Origin of the sequence: Endozoicomonas sp. (assembly GCF_031844845.1) — a bacterium.
GTDB lineage: Bacteria > Pseudomonadota > Gammaproteobacteria > Pseudomonadales > Endozoicomonadaceae > Endozoicomonas.
Window position 1 is genome coordinate 1 of sequence record NZ_JAVRMB020000218.1, and the last position, 21,554, is coordinate 21,554.

The 21,554-nt window shown below is 46.6% G+C and carries 16 protein-coding genes and 2 pseudogenes; 11 read left to right on the forward strand and 7 right to left on the reverse strand.

Features of this window, described 5'->3' with window-relative positions; all coding sequences use genetic code 11:
* Window positions 1-915: 915 nt before the first annotated feature.
* Together RM811_RS11210 and RM811_RS11215 are read left to right on the forward strand one after the other, a co-directional pair.
* The gene (locus RM811_RS11210) at window positions 916-1,566 is read left to right on the forward strand and encodes a hypothetical protein (protein ID WP_402524110.1); all 651 of its coding nucleotides are present in this window, start codon (window positions 916-918) and stop codon (window positions 1,564-1,566) included.
* Between the two features lie 419 nt (window positions 1,567-1,985).
* Complete coding sequence (locus RM811_RS11215; protein WP_402524113.1) at window positions 1,986-3,527, forward strand: lipase family protein; 1,542 nt, start codon at window positions 1,986-1,988, stop codon at window positions 3,525-3,527.
* Window positions 3,528-3,561: 34 nt separating this feature from the next.
* Here the strand turns inward: RM811_RS11215 and RM811_RS11220 are convergent, their stop codons facing one another.
* From RM811_RS11220 to prlC, 3 genes are all read right to left on the reverse strand, one after another.
* Window positions 3,562-3,684 (reverse strand): hypothetical protein, encoded by a 123-nt coding sequence (locus RM811_RS11220; protein ID WP_402524115.1) that lies wholly within the window; start codon window positions 3,682-3,684, stop codon window positions 3,562-3,564.
* A gap of 42 nt (window positions 3,685-3,726) precedes the next feature.
* Complete coding sequence (locus RM811_RS11225) at window positions 3,727-3,981, reverse strand: YheV family putative zinc ribbon protein (protein WP_402524117.1); 255 nt, start codon at window positions 3,979-3,981, stop codon at window positions 3,727-3,729.
* Between the two features lie 174 nt (window positions 3,982-4,155).
* The gene (prlC, locus tag RM811_RS11230) at window positions 4,156-6,204 is read right to left on the reverse strand and encodes an oligopeptidase A (RefSeq protein ID WP_402524119.1); all 2,049 of its coding nucleotides are present in this window, start codon (window positions 6,202-6,204) and stop codon (window positions 4,156-4,158) included.
* 131 nt (window positions 6,205-6,335) lie between these two features.
* Between prlC and RM811_RS11235 the strand changes: the two genes are divergently transcribed.
* The 4 genes from RM811_RS11235 (at window position 6,336) to RM811_RS11250 (ending at window position 8,397) form a co-directional block, all read left to right on the forward strand.
* Entirely contained in the window at window positions 6,336-6,872 is a 537-nt protein-coding gene (locus RM811_RS11235) for a gamma carbonic anhydrase family protein (protein ID WP_402524122.1), read from the forward strand.
* Window positions 6,873-7,066: 194 nt separating this feature from the next.
* Entirely contained in the window at window positions 7,067-7,294 is a 228-nt protein-coding gene (locus RM811_RS11240) for a hypothetical protein (protein WP_402524124.1), read from the forward strand.
* A 91-nt stretch (window positions 7,295-7,385) separates the two neighbouring features.
* Entirely contained in the window at window positions 7,386-7,976 is a 591-nt protein-coding gene (locus RM811_RS11245) for a YhgN family NAAT transporter (protein ID WP_402524126.1), read from the forward strand.
* Window positions 7,977-8,088: 112 nt separating this feature from the next.
* Entirely contained in the window at window positions 8,089-8,397 is a 309-nt protein-coding gene (locus tag RM811_RS11250; RefSeq protein WP_402524128.1) for an ArsR/SmtB family transcription factor, read from the forward strand.
* 34 nt (window positions 8,398-8,431) lie between these two features.
* Here the strand turns inward: RM811_RS11250 and RM811_RS11255 are convergent, their stop codons facing one another.
* The 3 genes from RM811_RS11255 to mnmG form a co-directional block, all read right to left on the reverse strand.
* Window positions 8,432-8,704: a HigA family addiction module antitoxin gene (locus RM811_RS11255; protein ID WP_402524130.1), complete on the reverse strand. Its 273-nt coding sequence runs from the start codon at window positions 8,702-8,704 to the stop codon at window positions 8,432-8,434.
* A 44-nt stretch (window positions 8,705-8,748) separates the two neighbouring features.
* Window positions 8,749-9,027, reverse strand: coding sequence for a type II toxin-antitoxin system RelE/ParE family toxin (locus tag RM811_RS11260; protein ID WP_402524132.1), 279 nt, complete (start codon window positions 9,025-9,027; stop codon window positions 8,749-8,751).
* A gap of 189 nt (window positions 9,028-9,216) precedes the next feature.
* Window positions 9,217-11,097: a tRNA uridine-5-carboxymethylaminomethyl(34) synthesis enzyme MnmG gene (gene mnmG, locus RM811_RS11265; RefSeq protein WP_402524144.1), complete on the reverse strand. Its 1,881-nt coding sequence runs from the start codon at window positions 11,095-11,097 to the stop codon at window positions 9,217-9,219.
* A 671-nt stretch (window positions 11,098-11,768) separates the two neighbouring features.
* Here mnmG and RM811_RS11270 point away from each other — a divergent pair.
* Genes RM811_RS11270 through RM811_RS11280 form a run of 3 tightly spaced genes read left to right on the forward strand, consistent with a single transcriptional unit; the run spans window position 11,769 to window position 15,573 of the window.
* Window positions 11,769-12,794, forward strand: a complete 1,026-nt coding sequence (locus RM811_RS11270) for a Fe(3+) ABC transporter substrate-binding protein (protein WP_402524134.1) — start codon at window positions 11,769-11,771, stop codon at window positions 12,792-12,794.
* 59 nt (window positions 12,795-12,853) lie between these two features.
* Complete coding sequence (locus RM811_RS11275; protein ID WP_402524137.1) at window positions 12,854-14,461, forward strand: ABC transporter permease; 1,608 nt, start codon at window positions 12,854-12,856, stop codon at window positions 14,459-14,461.
* Window positions 14,458-15,573: an ABC transporter ATP-binding protein gene (locus RM811_RS11280; RefSeq protein WP_402524139.1), complete on the forward strand. Its 1,116-nt coding sequence runs from the start codon at window positions 14,458-14,460 to the stop codon at window positions 15,571-15,573. The genes RM811_RS11275 and RM811_RS11280 overlap by 4 nt, the downstream gene beginning before the upstream one ends.
* 204 nt (window positions 15,574-15,777) lie before the next feature.
* Here the strand turns inward: RM811_RS11280 and RM811_RS11285 are convergent, their stop codons facing one another.
* On the reverse strand, window positions 15,778-17,052 hold the full coding sequence (locus RM811_RS11285; protein WP_402524141.1) for a hypothetical protein: 1,275 nt from the start codon (window positions 17,050-17,052) through the stop codon (window positions 15,778-15,780).
* A gap of 1,085 nt (window positions 17,053-18,137) precedes the next feature.
* Here RM811_RS11285 and RM811_RS11290 point away from each other — a divergent pair.
* Window positions 18,138-19,118, forward strand: a pseudogene (locus tag RM811_RS11290) (PTS transporter subunit EIIC).
* A gap of 259 nt (window positions 19,119-19,377) precedes the next feature.
* Window positions 19,378-21,011, forward strand: a pseudogene (locus RM811_RS11295) (IS1634 family transposase).
* The last annotated feature ends 543 nt before the right edge of the window (window positions 21,012-21,554 follow it).

Consider the following 21,554-nt stretch of genomic DNA (forward strand, 5'->3'; position numbering starts at 1 on the left):
TGGTGAAGATAACCTCATCCGCGCTGCCAGAAATCTGGCCCGTACCCTGACCCTCCTCCGCCCTGGAGGCTAACGCAAAAGCCTCTGTAGGCATTCCCACACAGAGCGAGAGTGTCGCAAAAGGGAGAATTAACACCCAGCCGTCATCCCCGCTATACACCGTCATCCCCGCGCAGGAGGCTGTCGAAAAACCCTCGTTCCCATGCTCTGCGTGGGAATGCATACGGATCTGGTCGCATGTGGAGAAACCTCTCCTTGTCCGAACCTGTGGGGGGTTTCAGGCTGGTTATTCACTTGTGGCGAGTACGGTATGCATTCCCACGCAGAGCATGGGAACGAGATGTCCGGAGGGTTTTGCAACACCCTCGCAGGCGGGGATCCACTCCTCTAGATAGACTCCTACTCTCGAGATGGATTCCCTCCTTCGCGGGAAAGACGATGGTAAATTCTGAATGGTTGTCACCCTCAGGGAACAGGGAACACTTTTAATTGCACCCACCCGGTAATACCTTCCTGATCTTCAACCATTAATACTCATTGCACTGCTTGTTGTTAACAGGAACTTAATATTTTCTATATTCTGTCTCCGGAAATCCATCAAATTACAGACCATAAAAACCGTTCGATCCAATTCACAGAAAACAGCCGGTGAGCAAGCTGGCATGGCTTATATAGTGTGCCATTTTTTTGACTGCACAATAGAATCCAAAAATACCAAAAACCCGTTATTTTCAGGGCTTTCTCTAAATTTTTTTTATTTATAAAAACATTGAAATATATGAAAAAGAGATATTTACTACCTCTTGTTTTATGAGAAGTACCATAGTTTTGTATACATCTACCAGACAGCCATTGTCAGTACTTTTTTCTGACAACAATTGATGTAGCGCTGAGGATGAACAGCAGGGGATAAATATGGATGTGCAGGTAATCCGACATTTAATTGGTCGGGTAAAAGAGCTGGAAGCACAAAGCGGACACCTACAAAAGCTTATCGATGATCAGATTGAACAAATACATCACTCCATAGAGCTTCCTGAAGAGAATGCCTGTGAAACATTACTGATTTTCACCATGGATTATATTGATCATGTACCTGATTTTCTTGAAGCACTGGCTGAAGCATCAAGAGAAGCCGGTATTCACAGTTTTATAGCTCCGTTCCTTGATATTGCTGAAGAAAACTTCCTGTCAGCCCTCACTCAGGATCAACCGGTGAATGGGCTCGATTTATTACTGGATAAAGCCTATTTTGCCCATAGACTTATCGAAGAAGTAAACGACCAATACCTTATAAAAACCGGATCTACCCTGATCCCCATGAATATGACCTGGGCTAACCTGATTATTCACTCAATACTGGATGAGAGCTTTGCCAATGAGCTGGACGTCATTGCGGACAAGACGGTTGACCAGATGATGCGTTCACAGGCCATTTATCATCAGGAGCGATTCATGGAGTTCATTCATGATCGCAATTCTGAAGAGTGGATAAGAATCTGGTCACGCTGGAATTGCCTTTCCAGCAACCTGGGCATTGAACTGAAATTTACTTCTGCAGCCTGAGCTGCAGGAGTTCATATTGTTAATATTTTAACCCGGTTGCACTTTTCACTTTTTCAGTTTTAGCCCCATCTCCGGTGCCAGGAGTTTTCCCACACCCCGCGCCCCCCTCGCCTTATACACGACAATGCTTAAGCCTGTGGGCTTATTTCAAACTTGCAGCCTGTACCGGCTAATCACTGACCTATACTTCATGCTCCGTAATGGTTACAGATCGACCATGTCATCTGGCAGCCCCTTAGTGTTCGGTGAAAATAACCGGATTTCTACAACCCCGGTCACTTTCATCTCATGAACCTGCGACTGAATAGCCAGCCCCCATTCAACCGGCACTCTTTATATTCACCAAGTGTTCTTCAATGGGCGATCGTAGCCATTAAACGATAGATTCCAGCAAAAAAGTCGAGTAAAGGTAACCTGAAATGTTTAAACATAACGTCTGGTTATTAATTAGACCGATATCCGTAAGTCCTCCCCCTGGCCAGCGTACACTGTACGCCTTGATACTGCTCCTGCTGCTTTCCATAACGCTCACGCTCACTGAACCCGCTGTTGCCGAAACCGATCCTGTCGATTACGTATGGCTGGCCTATGCAGGGGCTGCCGCCGCCTACCTGCCAGTGGATGATGAAGATAACGGCCCCCGTTACCTCCAGGACGGAAAAATCCAGAAGAACTGGAGCTCGATCAGGATCAACGTTCCCGGCCGCTGCGCCCACGGGCTCGAAAAAGCTGGCGAACTTTGCTACCCGCCGTGCAAGGATGGATACAATGGAGTCGGCCCCGTTTGCTGGCAACCCTGTAAATCGGGTTACACCAATGACGGCGTTTTCTGCCGGAGAGACCGGACCTATGCCAAAAAAAGTTACGGCCGCGGGGCTGGCAAACCTCTGGGCTGTCGCCCCAATGAAGAACGCAACGGGCTGCTCTGTTATAAAAAATGCAAAAATGGTTATAAGGGGAGGGGTCCCGTCTGCTGGCAACAATGCCCGAAAGGCTATAAGAATCACGGAGCCACCTGCTATCGCAACTTCTTCCACTTCTTTGGCAAGAAAACCTATGGCCGGGGCGCTGGCAGAACACTGACCAGTAAATGCGACAGTGGTCTGGAAAAAGATGGTTTGCTCTGCTATTCGCAATGTAAGTCAGGCTATAATGGCGTCGGCCCTGTCTGCTGGGAACAGTGCAAAGGGGGCTTCACTGATACCGGGGCGGTCTGTCAGGACAAGGTGCATATTTACACCAAAGATAATTATGGCCGCGGGGCAGGAAAACCCATCATCATCACCAGTTACGAACAGGTCTACGATACCGATGCCTGCAGCACCCCAGGCTGGACTGGCAGAAGTTTCACAAAGCTGCAGGAGTATATTGTCCTGCGCAACGAAAGTAAGAAAATCACCCTGTTTACTTTTCGGGGCACCAAGCCAACCAGCCTCCTTACCTGGCTGCAGGACTTCGATTTCACACCTCACTCCGTCACCCTTAACGGCAAAAAACTCTGGCTGCACAGCGGTTTTCAGCGCCGGTTTAACGCTATTGCCGATGATATCAAAACAGAACTGCTGGCAACCCCTGACGACCACACCGTTATCGTTACCGGCCACAGCCTGGGCGCAGCCATCGCCGCCATTGCCGCCCCCTACTTCTACGGATGGGGACGCGCGCCGGATGCCGTCATTACCTTTGCCGGCCCGGTGGTGGGTAATGGTGACTTCCGTGATATGTATGAGAGTACCATTGGCTGCGATGCCACATTACGCATAACGGTAGATGAAGACCCGATACCCAAAGGACTCAAAGTCTATGGCTATACCCACGTCTGCGATGCTGCCTCATACACTTATAACAACAGCAATGTTCTTAAGGTACATGATCTCTACCTGTCGTATTTTGATGCGGTTACCTCCATTTATGGCCCACAGGCATCAGCCTCAAATACGGCATGTGCAGCACCGGAATAATCGCTATCAAACCTGTACTCCGGCAGCTCAGAGTTCAACCGGGAAGAGGACTCAAATTACCACCGGATTTTTTTATTGAACCATTCATGGAACCATAGCCACCGCGCACAGACTGATCGGGATCCATAACCGCACTGGCTGGATCCTGATCATTCATAAACCACAGAGACAAAATAGCAATGTTAAAAATTATGATTTTTCAGTGCTTATCGGAAGGCATTGCATCCACAAACCGGATAACATCGGTATGATCTTCCAGACTACTTTCTTCCCGTGCTATTCGGGCTTCGGGTAGCACGCCCTCCAGTTTGGGATTCACTTCCATCACATCACTGAAACCACAGTCCACGCATTCACGGTAATCCCGTTCAGTCTCACTTCGAAACATACGGATGGAATCCATGGTGCCACAGGAAGGGCAGACGGCTCCGGCAATAAAGCGCTTGGTTTTCATGATTCTTATTCCTGGCTGGCGACCTGATATTATAAACCTGACTTATCCAGATTCTTACTACGCAACAGCGAGCTCCTCAAACTCACTGTTACGTATAATCTATAGAAGTAGACAGCCAGAAAGTTATCAACAGCCCCGACGGTAAAACCTCTAATTGCCGCGAAGTCTACACCATTACGCTCTCTTGAGACCGCTCTCAATACCAGAGTGGCGCAGCAATGCATCAATCTCAGGTTCTCTGCCACGAAAGTTCACAAACAGTTCCATGGGTTCAGCAGAGCCCCCTTTCTCCAGAATTTCATGAAGGAAAGACTCACCGGTTTCCCGGTTAAAAATGCCGTCTTCTTCAAAACGTGAGAAAGCATCAGCCGACAGCACCTCAGCCCATTTATAGCTGTAATACCCTGCGGCATAGCCACCGGCAAATATATGGCTGAAGCTATTCTGGAAGCGGTTAAATGCCGGTGGAGTAATCACGGCAACTTTCTGTCGGACATCATCCAGTACCGACTGCACTTCAAGATCTTCCCGGTACTCCCTGTGGAGTCGGAAGTCGAAAAGAGAAAACTCCAGCTGCCGAACCATCGTCATAGCCGACTGAAAGTTCTTTGCGGCCAGAAGCTTATCCAGCATCGCTTCCGGCAGAGGTTCCCCTGACTCAAAGTGACCAGAGATGATAGCCAGCCCTTCCTTCTCCCAGCACCAGTTCTCCATAAACTGACTGGGTAGCTCTACCGCATCCCAGGCAACACCGCTGATACCAGAGACAGCGGCATAATCAACTTTAGTGAGCATATGATGCAGGCCATGGCCAAACTCATGAAACAGAGTGACCACTTCATCATGGGTTAGCAGTGCCGGTTTATCACCAACCGGTGGTGTGAAGTTACAAGTCAGATAAGCGACTGGTAGTTGCAGCTTGCTATCTTTTTTCCAGCGGGAGCGACAGACATCCATCCATGCACCACCCCGTTTGTGTTCCCTGGCATAGAGGTCCAGGTAAAACCGGCCAATAACTTCTCCCTGGCGGATGATATTGAAAAAGCGAACATCCTTATGCCAGGTATCCACGTTATCCACAGCTTCAAACTCAACACCATAGAGTCGATTCACCACGTCAAACATGCCGGAAATCGATTTTTCTGCGGGAAACCAGGGGCGCAACTCTTCCTGAGAGATGGCGTAACGCTGTTGACGGAGCTTTTCTCCGTAATAACCGACATCCCAGGCTTCCAGATCTTCAACACCGTGCTCCTCTCTGGCAAAAGCCTTCAGCTCCGCCAGTTCTTTCTCAGCCTGAGCTTTACTTTTTCCTGCCAGGTCTTCCAGAAACTCAATAACCTTTTCTGGTGATTCAGCCATCTTGGTGGCCAGTGAGTATTCCGCGTAATTCCCGAAGCCCAATAACTGAGCCAGCTCATGACGCAGTGTCAGTATTGTTTTGATATTTTCCGTATTATCAAACTCGCCTGGATTGGGTCCCTGGTCAGAAGCACGGGTAGAGAATGCGGTATAGACTTCCTTACGAAGTTCTCTATTGTCACCGTAAGTCATCACCGGGAAAAAGCTTGGAAAATCCAGACTCAGCAGCCAGCCTTCTTTTTCCTTAGCCTCAGCCAACTGTTTTGCGCCGGCCATTGCCGACTCTGGTAAACCCGCCAGATCAGACTCGTCAGTAATCAATTTGCTCCAGGCCATGGTGGCATCCAGAACATTATCGGAAAACTTGCTGGTCAATTCTGAAAGCTGCTTTTTGATCTCGCCAAAACGCACTTTTTTATCGTCATCAAGAGCAACACCGGCCAGACGGAAGTCCCTCAGGTTGTCGTTAATCACCTTCTGCTGTGCGCTGTCCAGCTTCTGAAATTCGTCGGAGTCTGCCAGAGACTGGTATGCCTCGAACAGCTGGCGATTTTGTCCAATACGAGTGGCGTATTCAGACAACAGGGGCAAGCACCCGTTGTATGCTTCCCGCAGAGCCTCACTGTTAACAACGGCATTCATATGACCAACAGGTGACCATGCCTGTCCCAGCCGATCATCCAGCTGATCCAATGGCTCCTGTAAAGACGCCCAGCCTTTCCCATTACCAGAAGCCAATAACGCTGCCACCGCCTTTTCGTTATCCTCAATAATGGATTCAATGGCTGGCTTGACATGTTCGGGAAGGATTCTGGAAAAAGGAGGAAGTTCACTGGATTCCAGTAGCGGATTATTCTTCATAGGACAGCTCTCTATACCAAAGTTATTATTTGTAATAGATGGGTGCAGGCCTGAGTGAATTCAAGCAAAATCCAATCAATGCATCTTATCTCAAGCTAAATCTGGCAAAAACACCAAAGGAGCCTAGCTCAATGAGTCAAGCCATCAGACGATTTAATAATAAAATGCCAGTTTCTGGAGAAAGGGTCTACATCGATGACAGCGCAGTTGTCCTGGGTGATGTCACCATTGGAGATGACAGTTCAGTGTGGCCAACGGCCGTTATTCGAGGCGATATGCATTCAATCACCATTGGTGAGCGAACCAGCATTCAGGATGGCTCTGTTCTTCATATAACCCACGCCAGTGATTACAACCCCAACGGTTATCCACTGGTGATTGGTGATGATGTAACCGTAGGGCACAAGGCTGTTTTACACGGTTGTACCATCAAGAATCGCTGTCTGATTGGTATTGGTGCCATTATCCTGGATGGAGCCGTGATTGAAGAAGAAGTTATCGTCGCAGCAGGCTGTCTGGTTCCCCCTGGCAAACGTCTGGAGAGTGGCTTTGTTTACAAGGGAAATCCAGCGACCAAAACCCGGGAAATATCTAAAAAAGAACGGAGTTTCTTTAAATATTCTGCAGGTAACTATGTAAAACTGAAAAACCGCTACCTCGATGTTTAGAGTATTTCCCAAGTTAAGCTTATCTGTCTCTGAAAGATGAATTAAATACTTTAAAATCAAATAATTACAAAACAGCTCATTGATGCCTTTCAGACCATAGTATTACAGACAAGGTCAGCTCTCTAAAACTAACCTGAATTTAACAAAAATAAATTCGGATTATCCTGACAACTGTTTTTTTAGAGGTGACTACTATGCCGGTAGATGCAATCAATAGCTCTCAAGAAGATTTAGTTGCTCTTCAGATCAAGCTTACGGCAGAAGAGGGTAAAGCAAGCGCCTCTCGACAAGCTGAAGAAGCTACAGAGAAATATCATGATGAGCTTGCTCACGAAGACATCCTGATGGGACAAGAAAGTGTGGTGGAAAGGTCAAATGCTCAAAGACTTGCATCCATACTGGCAAAAAAAGGTCGCGTATAAACCAGATAGTTACATTTATGTCCGCTTTTCCTCGGCACTTTGGGTGTGTTATAAGCCAGCACGATTTAAATCAGCTGGCTAAATTAAAACCATGGAAATTTATTCAACCGTTATTCTACTCTTCCTGATCATGGATCCACTGGGCAATATGCCAGTGTTTATTTCGGTCCTTAAAAGTGTTCCGGAGGAAATGCGCTGCAAGGTTCTCATTAGAGAGCTTCTCATTGCATTATTTATACTTCTGATTTTCCTGTTTGCTGGGAAATATCTGCTCTTATCACTAAACCTGAAACAGGAATCTGTCAGCATAGCCGGTGCTATCATCCTGTTTATTATCGCAATTCGCATGATATTCCCATCCAGTCGTGGAGGGGGGGTAATGGGCAGTACTCCAGACGGCGAGCCATTTATTGTCCCTCTGGCAATACCTCTGATTGCAGGTCCTTCCATTCTGGCAACCCTCATGCTGGTCTCCAGCCAACATCCAGGTAATCAGCTGAATCTGGCGATGGCCGTATTTATCTCCTGGGCTTTGAGTGCAGCTATTCTGATGCTCTCTGGCAAAATCATGAAACTACTGGGTAGCCGGGGTATTTTTGCCATTGAGCGACTGATGGGTATGATTCTGGTCATGCTTTCTGTCCAGATGTTTATGGACGGTATTGCCCACTATCTAGCCTGATAATCACTCACAAACTGCTTTCTGGAAGATAATAATTACAGGAAGCAGTTTCTGTACAAACACCTCATAATTCCACTATTATCGAATTATTTCTCAAGATAAGCTTTCTATCATGGATCTGGAAACCTGCGCCAAGGCTCTGAAAGAGCTTGGTCACCCTTCGCGCCTCAGTATTTATAAATGCCTGGTCCGATCTGGCCACAATGGTTTACCGGTCGGCACACTGCAAAAAGAGCTGGAGATACCAGGCTCAACGCTTTCCCATCATGTTTCGGCATTGGTATCTGTAGGCCTGGTGCAGCAAAGGAGGGAAGGGAGAACACTCTACTGCATTGCCCAGTTTGAAGTATTGAATGATGTAATTGGGTTTCTTAATGAGGAATGCTGTTCGGATGAAAAGGGAATGGCAAAGGTGGAATAACAATTTATCAACAGCATATCCACCGCCGGCAGGCTCAGGCAAATGCCCTGACCTGACCCACTTCCTGATCTCTGTTTAGCCACAGGTCGTAATTCACCTGCATATTTAGCCACAGGTCCGGCGTGGTGTTGCAGGCTTTTGCCAGGCGGTAAGCCATCTCGACGCTGACGGAGGATTTTTTGTTAATCAGTGCCGACAGGGTTTTACGGGCCACGCCGAGCCGCTGTGCAGCTTCGGTCACGGTCAGTCCCAAAGGTTCCAGCCAGGACTCTTTCAATACTTCGCCGGGATGCATTGGGTCAAACATATTATTTCCCCTTATTTTGCTTATTCAGGAACGCCGCTGAGGCGTTAGTGGTAATCCCTGTAATCGACGATATAGGCATCGCCTTTTTCAAATCGAAAAGTGATCCGCCAGTTACCATTTACCCACACCGACCATACTCCCAGCTCAACTCCCTTTAGTTCGTGGAGTTTGAAAGCCGGGGCGCTCATATCCTGCACATCCCCGGCGGCGTTCAGAGTGGTGAGAATAAGTTGCAGTTTTCTTTTCTGGGCCGCCTGAATTCCCCGGGTTGTTCCTGATTCAAAGAACTGCCTCAACCCCTTGTGCCTGAAGGTTTTTATCAAATCAACCGCCTTGTGGTAATGGAGAGCGATCCGCAACCTGTAACGTATCAGGTGTCATTTTGCAGTCTAGATCCACAGAAGGGAATAAACAAGTTGTCGGCTTGATGGGAAGCAGCTGCTGTCGGCACAGAACCGGCAGCATTCAAACCATACCAAAAGGCAGTCTTGAGCTTCCCCTCAAAAGAACGCTTAAGCCGCCATTGATCGCTTTTTCATATACACCAGCAACAGGGAAACTGCTGCGGGTGTCATTCCCTGAATGCGCGAAGCACGGCCCAATGTCTCAGGACGGGCATCACTCAGCTTCTGCTTTAGTTCATTCGATAACCCTTCAATCACACTGTAATCCAGTGCTTCCGGTATCCGGGCATTTTCATACCGACGCAGACGGTCAATTTCTTCCGTTTGCCGATCAATATAGCCCTGATACTTGGTCTGAATCTCAACCTGCTCAGTAACCTGGGGATGGTTTTCAACGTCGCCCACCAGCCCGGCAACATCTGAATAGGTCAACTCTGGCCGACGAAGCAACTCAATAAGACTGTACTCACGGCTTATAGGCTTGCTGAGCTTGTTTTCCAGCGTTTTGGCAGCTGGGGTACCCGGATGAACATAAGCGCCTCTGAGGCGTTCAGATTCCTTCTCAATGCGTTCTTTCTTATCGGCGAACTGCGTCCATCGCTCGTCATCCACAAGGCCAAGCTCTCTGCCTTTTTCGGTCAGTCGCAGGTCTGCGTTATCTTCGCGGAGAATCAGACGATACTCTGCCCGGCTGGTAAACATGCGATAAGGCTCACTGGTGCCGTTGGTAATCAGGTCATCCACCAGCACGCCAATGTAGGCTTCATCACGACGAGGGCACCAGGCTTCTTTCTCCTGAGCTCTCAGGGCGGCATTCATACCGGCCAGCAGACCTTGTGCCGCCGCTTCTTCATAACCGGTGGTACCGTTGATCTGTCCGGCAAAGAACAGGCCACCAATGGCTTTGGTTTCCAGGGAGTATTTCAATCCTCTTGGATCAAAGTAATCGTACTCAATGGCATAACCCGCTCTGGTGATATGAGCATTCTCCAAACCTCGAATGGATTGGATCAGATTGATCTGCACATCAAAAGGCAAGCTGGTAGAAATGCCGTTTGGATAGAGTTCATGTGTGGATAACCCTTCCGGCTCCAGAAATATCTGGTGTGATGTCTTATCCGCGAAGCGGGTAATTTTATCTTCAATGGATGGGCAATACCTTGGGCCTATACCTTCAATCACACCGGTAAACATGGGTGAGCGATCCAGACCACCACGGATAATTTCGTGAGTTCGCTCATTGGTGTGAGTGATGTAGCAGGACACCTGTTCAGGATGCTGATCCACTGAGCCCAGATAAGACATGACAGGCAGAGGTGTATCACCTGGTTGAGCTTCCATCACTGAGAAATCAACACTGCGTGCATCAATACGTGCTGGCGTTCCTGTTTTCAGGCGCTGAACATTCAGAGGTAATTCTCTTAATCGGTTAGCCAGTGCAATGGAGGGAGGATCACCAGCTCGGCCACCGCTGTGATTTTCCAGACCAATATGAATTTTGCCACCAAGGAAGGTACCGGCCGTCAACACAACGTTAGGTGCCAGGAAGCGAACTCTCATATCGGTGATCACACCACGAACCTGACTGGTGCTTTCATCAACCACAAGGTCATCCGCAGCCTGCTGGAATATCCACAGGTTCTCCTGATTTTCCAGAATAGAGCGAATAGCCGCTTTGTATAAGGCACGGTCAGCCTGCGCCCGGGTTGCCCTTACTGCGGGTCCTTTTCTGCCATTCAGGATTCTGAACTGGATACCGGCAAGGTCGGTAGCTTTCGCCATGGCGCCACCGAGCGCATCAACCTCTTTAACCAGATGACTTTTACCAATCCCGCCAATGGCCGGATTACAAGACATCATCCCCAGGGTTTCGATGTTATGGGTCAGCAACAGCGTTTTTGCGCCCATACGAGCTGAAGCCAGGGCAGCTTCAGTCCCGGCATGACCACCACCGATAACAATCACATCAAATTGTTTAGGGAAATCCACTGCCAAAGTCGGTCACCTGTCATCAGGAAAAGATAAGGCCGGCAATTATACACGGGTTAATTAGAGCTGTGACCCTGTATTGAATAAGCGTGATATGAAGATTTCACAGGGTATGTCCAGTAATAGCCTGTCAGCAGGAAACATTCAAAGCAGGCTGTGCGTAATGTTACTCACAGATCAACGCCTTACTCATAAATCCTCATTTGCCATATAAAAATCTGCGAATTTTCGATGCCAGTAACAGTAATAACAGCGTATAGCTGTTTCTTAGTGTTTTTTATTATTATTGTTATTATTAGTGTTGATAGAATCTGTTGATAAGTCATTAAACTCAATATATTTCATACAGTTACTATTTGAACAACTCTGTTATCTTCATGGTAGGAAGGTCTCATTAAGGTGTCATTAACCTGTGGAAAAAATCGAGCTTATCCACAGGAGGAATTTATCAATAAGTTATACCCTGTGTTGTTAATAGCTTATTTGTGTATATGTCCACAATTGATAAATATCACGGTTGTTGGGCCTGAAGCTCAGTCCCCATGCAAGCTCCCATCGATAACAGAGGGTTTATTCCTCTTTCATTTATCCACAGGCCGATAAAGCGGTTGCGACCATGGTAAATATCAGTACAATCCGCAAACGATAATAATTCTTGTTTACGGTATCCCATGAAAAAACGCCTTTCCCTGATATCTGCTTTTGCTCTCTCTTCCGTGCTTTTTTTGGCTCAGGCTGCCTCCGCATTGGCTGCAGAAGAGGTAAACATCTACTCCTACCGCCAGCCGTTTCTGATTGAGCCTATGCTTGAAGACTTTGAAAAACAGACCGGCGTTAAAGTGAATGTGGTATTTGCCAAAAAGGGATTGGAGGAACGTATTGAAAGGGAAGGTAAGTTCAGTCCTGCGGATGTGGTTTTGACCTCAGATATGATCAGCCTGTTCGATCTTATGGATCGTAAGCTGGTTCAGCCGGTTAACAGTAAGACCATTAACGACAATACCCCGATACATCTGCGAGATCCGAACAACCAGTGGTTTGCGCTAACTCTGCGGGTTCGAAATATCTACAGCTCCAAACGCTCAGACAAGCCTGTGGATATTAATTATGAAGATCTGGCCAGTGCTCAGTACAAAGGAAAAATCTGTACCCGCAGTGGCAAGCATCCCTACAACATTGGTCTGGTCGCTTCCATGATTGCCCACAAGGGAGAAGCTGAGACCAAAAAGTGGCTGGAAGGTGTTAAGAAAAATCTGGCCCGTCGCCCACAGGGTAATGACCGCGCTCAGGTGAAAGCGATCAAGGAAGGGGTTTGCGATGTATCCCTGGGTAATAGCTACTATTTTGGCAAGATGCTGGAGAACAAAGACCAGAAAGCCTGGGCCGATGCCGTTTATATTAACTTTCCTAACCAGAAGAACTTTGGCTCTCACGTTAATATCAGCGGTATGGTGATGGCAAAGTACGCCCCACATAAGGATAATGCGCTGAAGCTGATGGAGTATCTGTCCAGCGAAAAAGCACAAACCATTTATGCCAGAGACAACATGGAATACCCGGTTAATCCGAAGGTTTCAGTGTCTGGTACCGTGGCTTCCTGGGGTAAGTTCAAAGCCGATCCATTACCCATTTCAGACATTGCAGCCAACCGTATCAAGGCACAGCGTTTGCTGGATGAAGTTAAATTTGACCTGTAGTTCTTGTCCATAATTACATGAATCATCACTTACCCTGGTATTGGAGGGCTGGCAGTTGGTTGCTGGCCCTTTTGCTGTTTACCCCTGTAATCTCTCTTGTTGTCGAAGCGCTGGTTCCTGCCGGCGAATTATTTGACCACCTGTGGAGGACGGTTCTTCCCACCTACATCATCAACAGTGTTCTTCTCATTCTTGGCGTGGGATTATTGGGCGCAATGCTTGCCATCCCTGCCGCCTGGGTGATGGCGAATACGGATATCCCGGGCAAGGCACAACTTCAATGGTTACTGGTATTACCGCTGGCCATGCCTTCCTATGTGATTGCCTATATTTACACGGATCTGCTTGAGTTTGCCGGACCTGTTCAGCGCCTGTTGCGTGCCATCACCGGCTGGGAATCCGCCGCTGATTATGCATTCCCTGAGATTCGCAGCCTGGGGGGAGCCATTATCATTCTGGCTCTGGTGCTTTATCCCTATCTTTATCTACTGTCCAGAACGGCTTTTTTAGAGCAATCCCGAAGCCAGATTCTGGCCAGCCGTCTACTGGGTTGTTCACCGTTACAAAGCTTCTTTCGTATAACGCTCCCAATGGCACGCCCGGCGATTATCACTGGTCTTGCATTGATGGGTATGGAAGCCCTGGGGGATTTTGCCACCGTCAGCTACTTCTCAGTCCCAACGTTAACCACCGCGGTATACGACACCTGGCTTGGTTATGGCAACCTGAGTGCAGCGGCGAAGATCTCGGCAATGATGTTACTGGTGGTTATGCTGCTGATCAGTACCGAAAAATATAGCCGACGAAGACAGCAGCTTTATCAGAAAAATACCGGGCAGGAACAGCGAGAGTTTGTTCAGTTATCCGGTTGGCGAAAATGGTTAGCCCTGGGCTGGTGCTGGTTACTGGTTACACTGGGTTTTCTGTTGCCTTCACTGATTCTGGTGGATTACCTGATTACCCACTTCAGTACATCATGGAATAGCGAGCTGTTTGAATATAGTTTGAACAGCTTGATGGTGTCGGGTTCAGCAGCAGTAGTTGCCTGTTTTATTGCTCTTTTTCTGGGGGTTTACCAACGGTTAAAAAGTAATACTCTGGCAAAAATTCCTGCCCGTCTGGTGTCAACCGGCTATGCCCTGCCAGGTAACGTACTGGCTATCGGGGTACTGATTCCCCTGACGCTTTCTGACAATGTGATTAATGAACTGTTGATAACCTGGAATCAGGCACCGGTAGGACTCATCTTCAGCGGTTCTGTTATTACCCTGGTTTTTGCTTATGTGGTGCGCTTTTCAGCGGTTGCCGTGGGCAGTGTTGAATCCAGCCTGGGCAAAGTCTCCCCCTCACTGGATATGGCCAGCCGAACCCTCGGATGCAACCCTCAGGAAATGGTACGACGCATTCACATTCCTCTAATCCGCAAAGGTCTGCTGGCAGGGCTGCTACTGGTGTTTATCGAGAGCATGAAAGAGCTGCCAGCCACATTGCTGCTGAGGCCTTTTAACTTTGAAACCCTGGCAACCCGGGTCTTTCAATATGTCTCTGATGAGCAGTTGGAATATGCGGCACCTGCCGCATTAGTGCTGGTGCTGGTGGGATTGGTTCCCTTGATTATGCTTAACCGTTCTCTTGAAAGACAAGAGCTGAGGCAAGAACAAAAATGATCGCCCTGAAAATCACGGAACTTGTCTGTGCATATGGCAGTACCTCACGACAGAAAGATAATACTTCACAGAACCGCGACCTGGTACTGTCCGGACTGAACCTGTCCATTAAAGATGGGGAGATTGTCTGTCTGCTGGGTAGCAGTGGCTGTGGCAAATCCACTCTGCTGAAAGCCATCGCAGGATTGATACAACCGGTATCCGGCACCATTGCGTTACATGGGAAAGAGGTCAGCTCTGATGCCGGGGTAACCCCTCCGGAACAGCGGGGCATTGGCATGATCTTTCAGGATTACGCACTTTTTCCTCACCTTACTGTTTTTGACAACATTGCCTTCGGCCTGGGCAAACTGACTTCAGTTCAGGTCAAAAAGCGGGTTCAGGAAATGCTGGAACTGGTCAACCTGTATGGTTTGGAAAAACGATATCCCCACGAGCTATCCGGAGGACAGCAACAGCGGGTAGCCATTGCCAGGGCACTGGCCAATAAACCTTCAGTCCTGTTACTGGATGAACCTTTCTCAAACATAGATAGTCAGGTTCGCCAACATCTTGTCCGGGAGATTCGGGAGATACTGAAGCAGCAAAAAGTGGCCGGGCTTTTTGTTACCCACAGTAAGGAAGAAGGTTTTGCTTTCGCCGATATCATCGCCGTGATGGGGCAGGGCAGGATTATGCAGCAGGGCACAGCATTCGATATTTATCATCACCCCCATAACCGCTTCATTGCAGATTTTATGGGGACGGGTAATACCCTGCCGGCGACGATTGTAGATCGACACACCGTCAGGACTCCGCTGGGTCTTGTACAATCCACCCAGCCTTTGCCAGACAACAAAAACGAAAGCCTTGAGCTTTTTGTTCGTCCACCCATGGTGAAGGTCGCCGCTGTGAATAACCCACACAGAAGTTATCAACAGGCGCATGTGCATAAGCAGCAGTTTATGGGAAAAAGTATTCGCTGTGAGATATCACTTGAGTGTGATCAGGGCAGTTATCAGCTGGTGTCCGAGCAAACTAACCCGGTGATGGACGGTGCCAGCGTTGAGCTCAGTATTGAGCCTCATCATCTGGTGCTTTTTGATGCCGATGGACAGCTGGTTTTTGGCTGAAATCAGCGTTCAAAGGAAAATGAGACCTATAAAAAACAATTGAGTTAACCAAATGTAATCGAATACTTTCGATCGTTTGATCAAGAAATATAAGCTCCCCCATGACAACTACCCAATGTCTATCCAATGTCTATAGTTTTTTAACAACCGGACAGTCAGTTTATATAAAAGCAAATGGTTAACTACCTGATATATAGATCCATTTCATTCCCCAAACTTCTTATAAATATTTTCCATCATCGTTTTTAACTCATCATCAGTAAAAATCGATAAAGCATTCATTTTCTGATGAAAATATTCGATTGCCTCTTTAGATAGAATGAAAAAGCTAGTCAGGTTCCCCATGTCTAATGCTTCGCCTAATGCTTCCGTTATGTTTATTTTCTTATTTTCTTTTTTTTTAGCTTTTATTTTCTTAGCTTCTTCTAATGGATTCAACTCCCTGGTCATTATCGATACTAAACCATCTTGCCATGATGAATTTATATATTCTAAACTTTTTTTAAAGTCAGTCATTTGACTATCAGGTATTCCTTTATCATATACATTAACCTTATCTGAATATAATCCTAACTTTTCTTTTGCTAATTTTAGATCCTCTTGGGCTAGCTCTTTATAACCATCTTTCAATGCGTTATATCTAATAATAAAGCGCGATCCATCATTGATTCCTGTTTTTTCGCCAAGACCAAGTTCTAATATCAGGTTCAACACTCCGAATTCTAGATTGCCAGCGGTATTCTTTGATAAAAGATAAAATGAATGTCTTTTGTTCTTTATGGAAACATTTTTATCATACTCCAGCAACGACCGATTGTCAGGTTTAATATAAATGGATCTTTTTAATTCTGAACGCTCAGTGTTAAACATTTTTTTTGCATCTTCAGATAGCTTTAATTTTACCGTGAGATAGATAGGCTCTCTGGTAATCGATGAAAAAAATTGTGTACTTGCCAAGAACTCAAGAATTTCATCAAGCTTACCTTCTATCCCATTAAAGTACTTGCATTTTTTTTTATTGACAGCCTCTTGATAAATATCTGTTAAATATTTCTGCCTGATATCATCACCTAAAGAATCAACACCAAGTAGTTTTTCAAGTGAATCCCCATAAAATTCAGCGTTGTCATCTATAAATAATGAAAGCAAATTTATCAAAGACTCTGATGGATTCCCATCGGCAACTTCAGATTTGGACGTAGCGTTGGTATTTTTACTCAAATACGTCTGGATCTTCTTTAATATTTTGATGCGATTATCATCAGCTAATGTCTCTAACGTATTAAAAAAATCGTCAAATGTTTTTGCTTTCATTAATTTCTTGTTATCCAACTTCTCCCCTTTCATTATCTGTGTTTTAACGAGAAATATAGTGAAATTTCTTGTTTCATTTCCTTTAAAATCATCTCTTAAATCAGTTTTGATCTGACCTAAATCAAGACTCTGCAGCTGATTTAAAATTGCTTGTGCTTGTAACATTTCCAAGTACCTTCTTCTAAGTAACTTCATTTTTGATACGAACGTTACTCGTAGTTGTTGAGTCGTGCTCGGCTTGGGACGCTCCCGAGTAACTTAATCTTTTTTTGGTACGATGTTGCCCTTAGTTGTTGAGTCGGGTCCGAGTCGCTTTTAAGCAGGTAATAAGTTAAGTACCTGAATCCGTAGTTTCAAGACCGAATAATTTCCTAAAGTCTCAGGCACACCAATTCAGGCACACCAATTCAGGCACACCAATGAATGTAGACTAAAATTGTACTTAGTAAAATTTTCACTCAGAAGGTACATTTTTGTGGAACTCACTTTTGAACATTCTGATAGAGAATGTTTTACTGGCTTAGGAATTGTCCCTAAATAAATTACCTATTTGCCAGTAAATTGAGGGACCTGGGGTGTAGCACTATAAACAATTCCGGCTGCGTTCTCCGCTGTCATTGTGTACAGGATGACAGCGGAGTTGGTCGGTAATAATGGCTGTTTTCCCAAATGTGGAAGTTATTAAAGGACAGTTCCTTAGGAGGTCTCTGCTTCGTTGGTAAGGCTCTCAATAAGAATACATCGCCTCGCCAGGCTTTGAAGAAAATTAAAAAGCGTCATGGCATTTCTAACATGGACCTGGTTCTGGCTTACATCGGGTTACTGGTAATCATGCTTTTGATGGTATTGAGACCTGCCGCCATGATGACTGGTTTAAAAAAAGTCTGGGCATAAAACAGATGCCTTCTTCCAAGTACATTACGCCAACGCTTCAATGAGGATGCGACAAAACTGATCCCAGTGATTGAAGAAGCACTTGCTGATTTAATGATCAATCTCGATGTTCCATTGACACCTCTTGCCAAAGAACTGGATGCTATTCATCCCGGGTTACCCCCCCCGTTCTTCTGACCCAGTTTTCTCATCCGTTGTTTCTTTCCGGAGTCCCCCCTTATGATCAAGACCACATTCGGTATACTGCAAAAAATCGGCAGGGCACTGATGCTGCCTGTGGCGGTACTGCCTGTCGCCGGGATACTTGCGTGGGCAGCGCCGAATTTTCTTTCATACCTGAGCTGATCTCCAGCATTATGGCCCAGGCGGGAGGATCGGTATTTGGCAACCTGCCGGTGATTTTCGCCATTGGTACCGCCATTGGGCTAACCGAGAACGATGGTGTGTCCTCGGTGGCCGCCGTCGTGGGTTACTCCATTATGCTGGGCACCATGGGGATCATGGCCCGCCAGCTTGGCTATGAACCGGTTTCCATAATGGGTATCGAAACCATTGATACCGGGGTGTTTGGCGGTATTATTGCGGGCGTTCTGGCGGCGTCCATGTTTAATCGCTATTACAAAATCCAGCTGCCCGATTACCTGGGTTTCTTTGCCGGCAAGCGCTTTGTCCCCATTATTACCGGAGTGCTGGCCATTGTCCTGGGCATTGGGCTGAGTTTTATCTGGCCACCGATCCAGGGCCTGATTGATGCCTTCTCCCAGTGGTCCGTCACCGAGAACCCGGTGATGGCCGGATTTGTCTACGGGTTGGTGGAAAGAGCATTGATTCCCTTTGGCCTGCACCATATCTGAAATGTGCCCTTCCAGATGGAGATGGGCCAGTTCGTTGACGCCTCCGGCCAGGTCTTTACCGGTGACATCGCCCGATTTTTTGCCGGCGACCCCACTGCCGGTTTTCTTGCTGGCGGCTATCTGTTCAAAATGTTTGGCCTGCCGGCGGCAGCCATCGCCATCTGGCACTGCGCCAAGCCGGAAAACAGAGCCAAAACCGGCGGTATCATGCTGTCCGCAGCGCTGACATCAATACTGACCGGCATTATCGAGCCCATCGAGTTTTCCTTTCTGTTTGTCGCCCCCATCCTCTATGGCATCCACGCGTTACTGGCGGGTATGGCCTTTGCCATTACCAACTATCTGGACATCAAAATGGCCATGTCCTTTTCCCATGGCCTGATCGACTACGTGCTCTATTTCGGGATTGCCACCAAGCCCGTCTGGATCATTATTCTCGGGGCACTGTATGCGGCGCTTTACAACTGTCTTTCATCACCCTAATTGTTATTTTCGCCAAGGAGATAAAACCGGTTGTACGCTCATGCGAGTATATTAATACTTCGCTATACCAACTTCGTCATATGACCCCCTGAAGTTATATAGAATGCAATAATCGCACCTTCTACAAAAAATCTAATGCCGTCTAAAACGACTTGAAATGTACGTACATCCAATTCTTTTTCTTTCGCCCTGGATATTTTTCTGAAACTTTTCCTGAAAACTATTGTCAAGGACTAAACGGATACTCAGGAATACCAACATGCCGCCTATTCAACACCAAGTTAAGAATCTGGATCACCTTGGCTTGGCTGCCGCAATGTGTCGGGAACTAAAGGTAGCTGAATATATTGATGCTTGTATAACTAATGACGCTGATGCACGCAATGTCACCATTGGACAGGCAGTGGTCGCTATGGTTCTCAACGGACTTGGCTTTACAGGACAGACGTTGTATATGTTTCCGGAATTTTTCAAAAACAAGCCGATTGATCGTCTTATTGGGAAAGGTATCCAGGCGGAACATTTAAACGACCATATTCTTGGCCGTGCCCTCGACAGTCTGTACGACGCTGGCGTCAGCGAATTGTATCTGAACCTTGCCGTTAAGGTCGTTCACCATTTGAAACTACCCTGCAAGGCATTGAATTTGGATGGTACCAGCCTGCATGTGGATGGTAAGTACAACAGCGATGAAAATCCTGATGACTTGAACTGCATCCATATTTGCCCCGGCTACAGCCGTGATCACCGGCCTGATCTAAACCAGGTTGTCTTGCAGTTAATGACCGAAAATCAGGCGGGAATTCCTGTATTTATGGCACCGGCAGCGGGAATATAAACGACAAAACCTGCTTTCAGGAAATCATCAAACAACATCTGGCGTGTTTCAAAGCGGCTCTCAATAACCGTTACCTGGTGGCTGACGCGGCGCTTTATGTTGCCGAAACCCTTCGGTCTCTCGATGAGCAAAAACAGTTGTTTATCTCCCGGGTACCCCTGAATATCAAGGATGCAAAGGTGCTGGTCAGCAAGGCGCCTTCTATGTCGTTGGAGCCTGTTGAAAGTCATGAAGATTATTACTCTGCTGAAGTGTCTTCCTGCTACGGAGAGGTTAAACAACGATGGGTCTTGTTCCGGAATGAAAAGCGCAGGCTTGGTGAGCAGAAAGCTCTGACAAAAAGAATGCAGAAAAAGTCACTGAAAGAGGCCAACAACCTGGAAAAACTGGGCAAAAAGGCCTTCCTGTGCCAAGAAGATGCATTAAAGGGGTTTGCCTTGTGGCAGAAGCAATGCGAGTACTGCCAGAGTGAAGTGGAGCCTGAGATCATCAGCAAACCCTGTTATAAGAAAAAAGGACGTCCATCGCCGGATAGTGAGCCTGATTACTTCAAATACTTTGTGCGGGCCGCATGCTTTGTCGCCTGTGAGAAACGAGAAGATGCGCAGGCCTCACTGGGTTGCTTTATACTGGGCACCAATGACTTGAATCAAGATAGCCTGAATGCCGGTGAACTGTTGTCTACCTACAAGTCGCAACAACATGTTGAGAGAGGATTTCGTTTTCTGAAAAGCCCGGATTTTCTGGTCTCATCACTCTATCTGGATAAGCCGGAACGCATTGAAGCACTGTTAATGGTGATGACCCTGTGTCTGATGGTCTATTCTGCTATCCAGCACAGGATAAGGCATGAACTGAAAAAACAAAGTCGGTTCTTTCCAAACCAGAAGAAAAAGGCCTGCCAGAACCCTACGGCAAAATGGGTATTCTTCTGCTTTCAAGGAATTAATGTATTAAGGTTCAATAATCAGGAGCGATATGTGGTCGGTTTGAAGGAAAGACAGTGGACGATCATCCAGATTTTAGGTGTTTTTTACGAATCGGTATATTCCTGATAGGGGTGGTGAAAGACGGCTGTAAGGTCAACAATTTGTAAGCCTAAGAACAGGTTTGGTTCCTATGTTTAGTTTTTGGATGGGAACTAGCTAGGAAAGTACAATTAGTATAATAAATCATCTAATACCAGCGAAGGCAGGTATTTTCAAATAGGAGCTAACAATCAGGCAGCATTCACCCTATGATTCAGGAGGCCTCACATGATCTTCTGTTGGGTTTTTACATTGATTTTTCGGAATTGACTCAATTAAGTAGGTAATAAATTGAAATCGAATATTTCGATCATTCGATCATTCGATCATTCGATCAAGAAAATACTACACCCCCTCTGTAGCCGAGGCTTCAGTCGATGTCACCCCAAAATTTTTCCAGCAGAAGATGCAGCAATTCCCGCTCTTTATACGCCGATGCTCGTTTAAAAGTTAATTTTCACTTACCTCGTAAACCAGTTTAGATAAGCGATTTATGGATTGTAAGCAAATTATGCTAAACAAAATTTGACAGAAAACTGTGCGAACAGTGCCGATCATGCAGCGATCTTG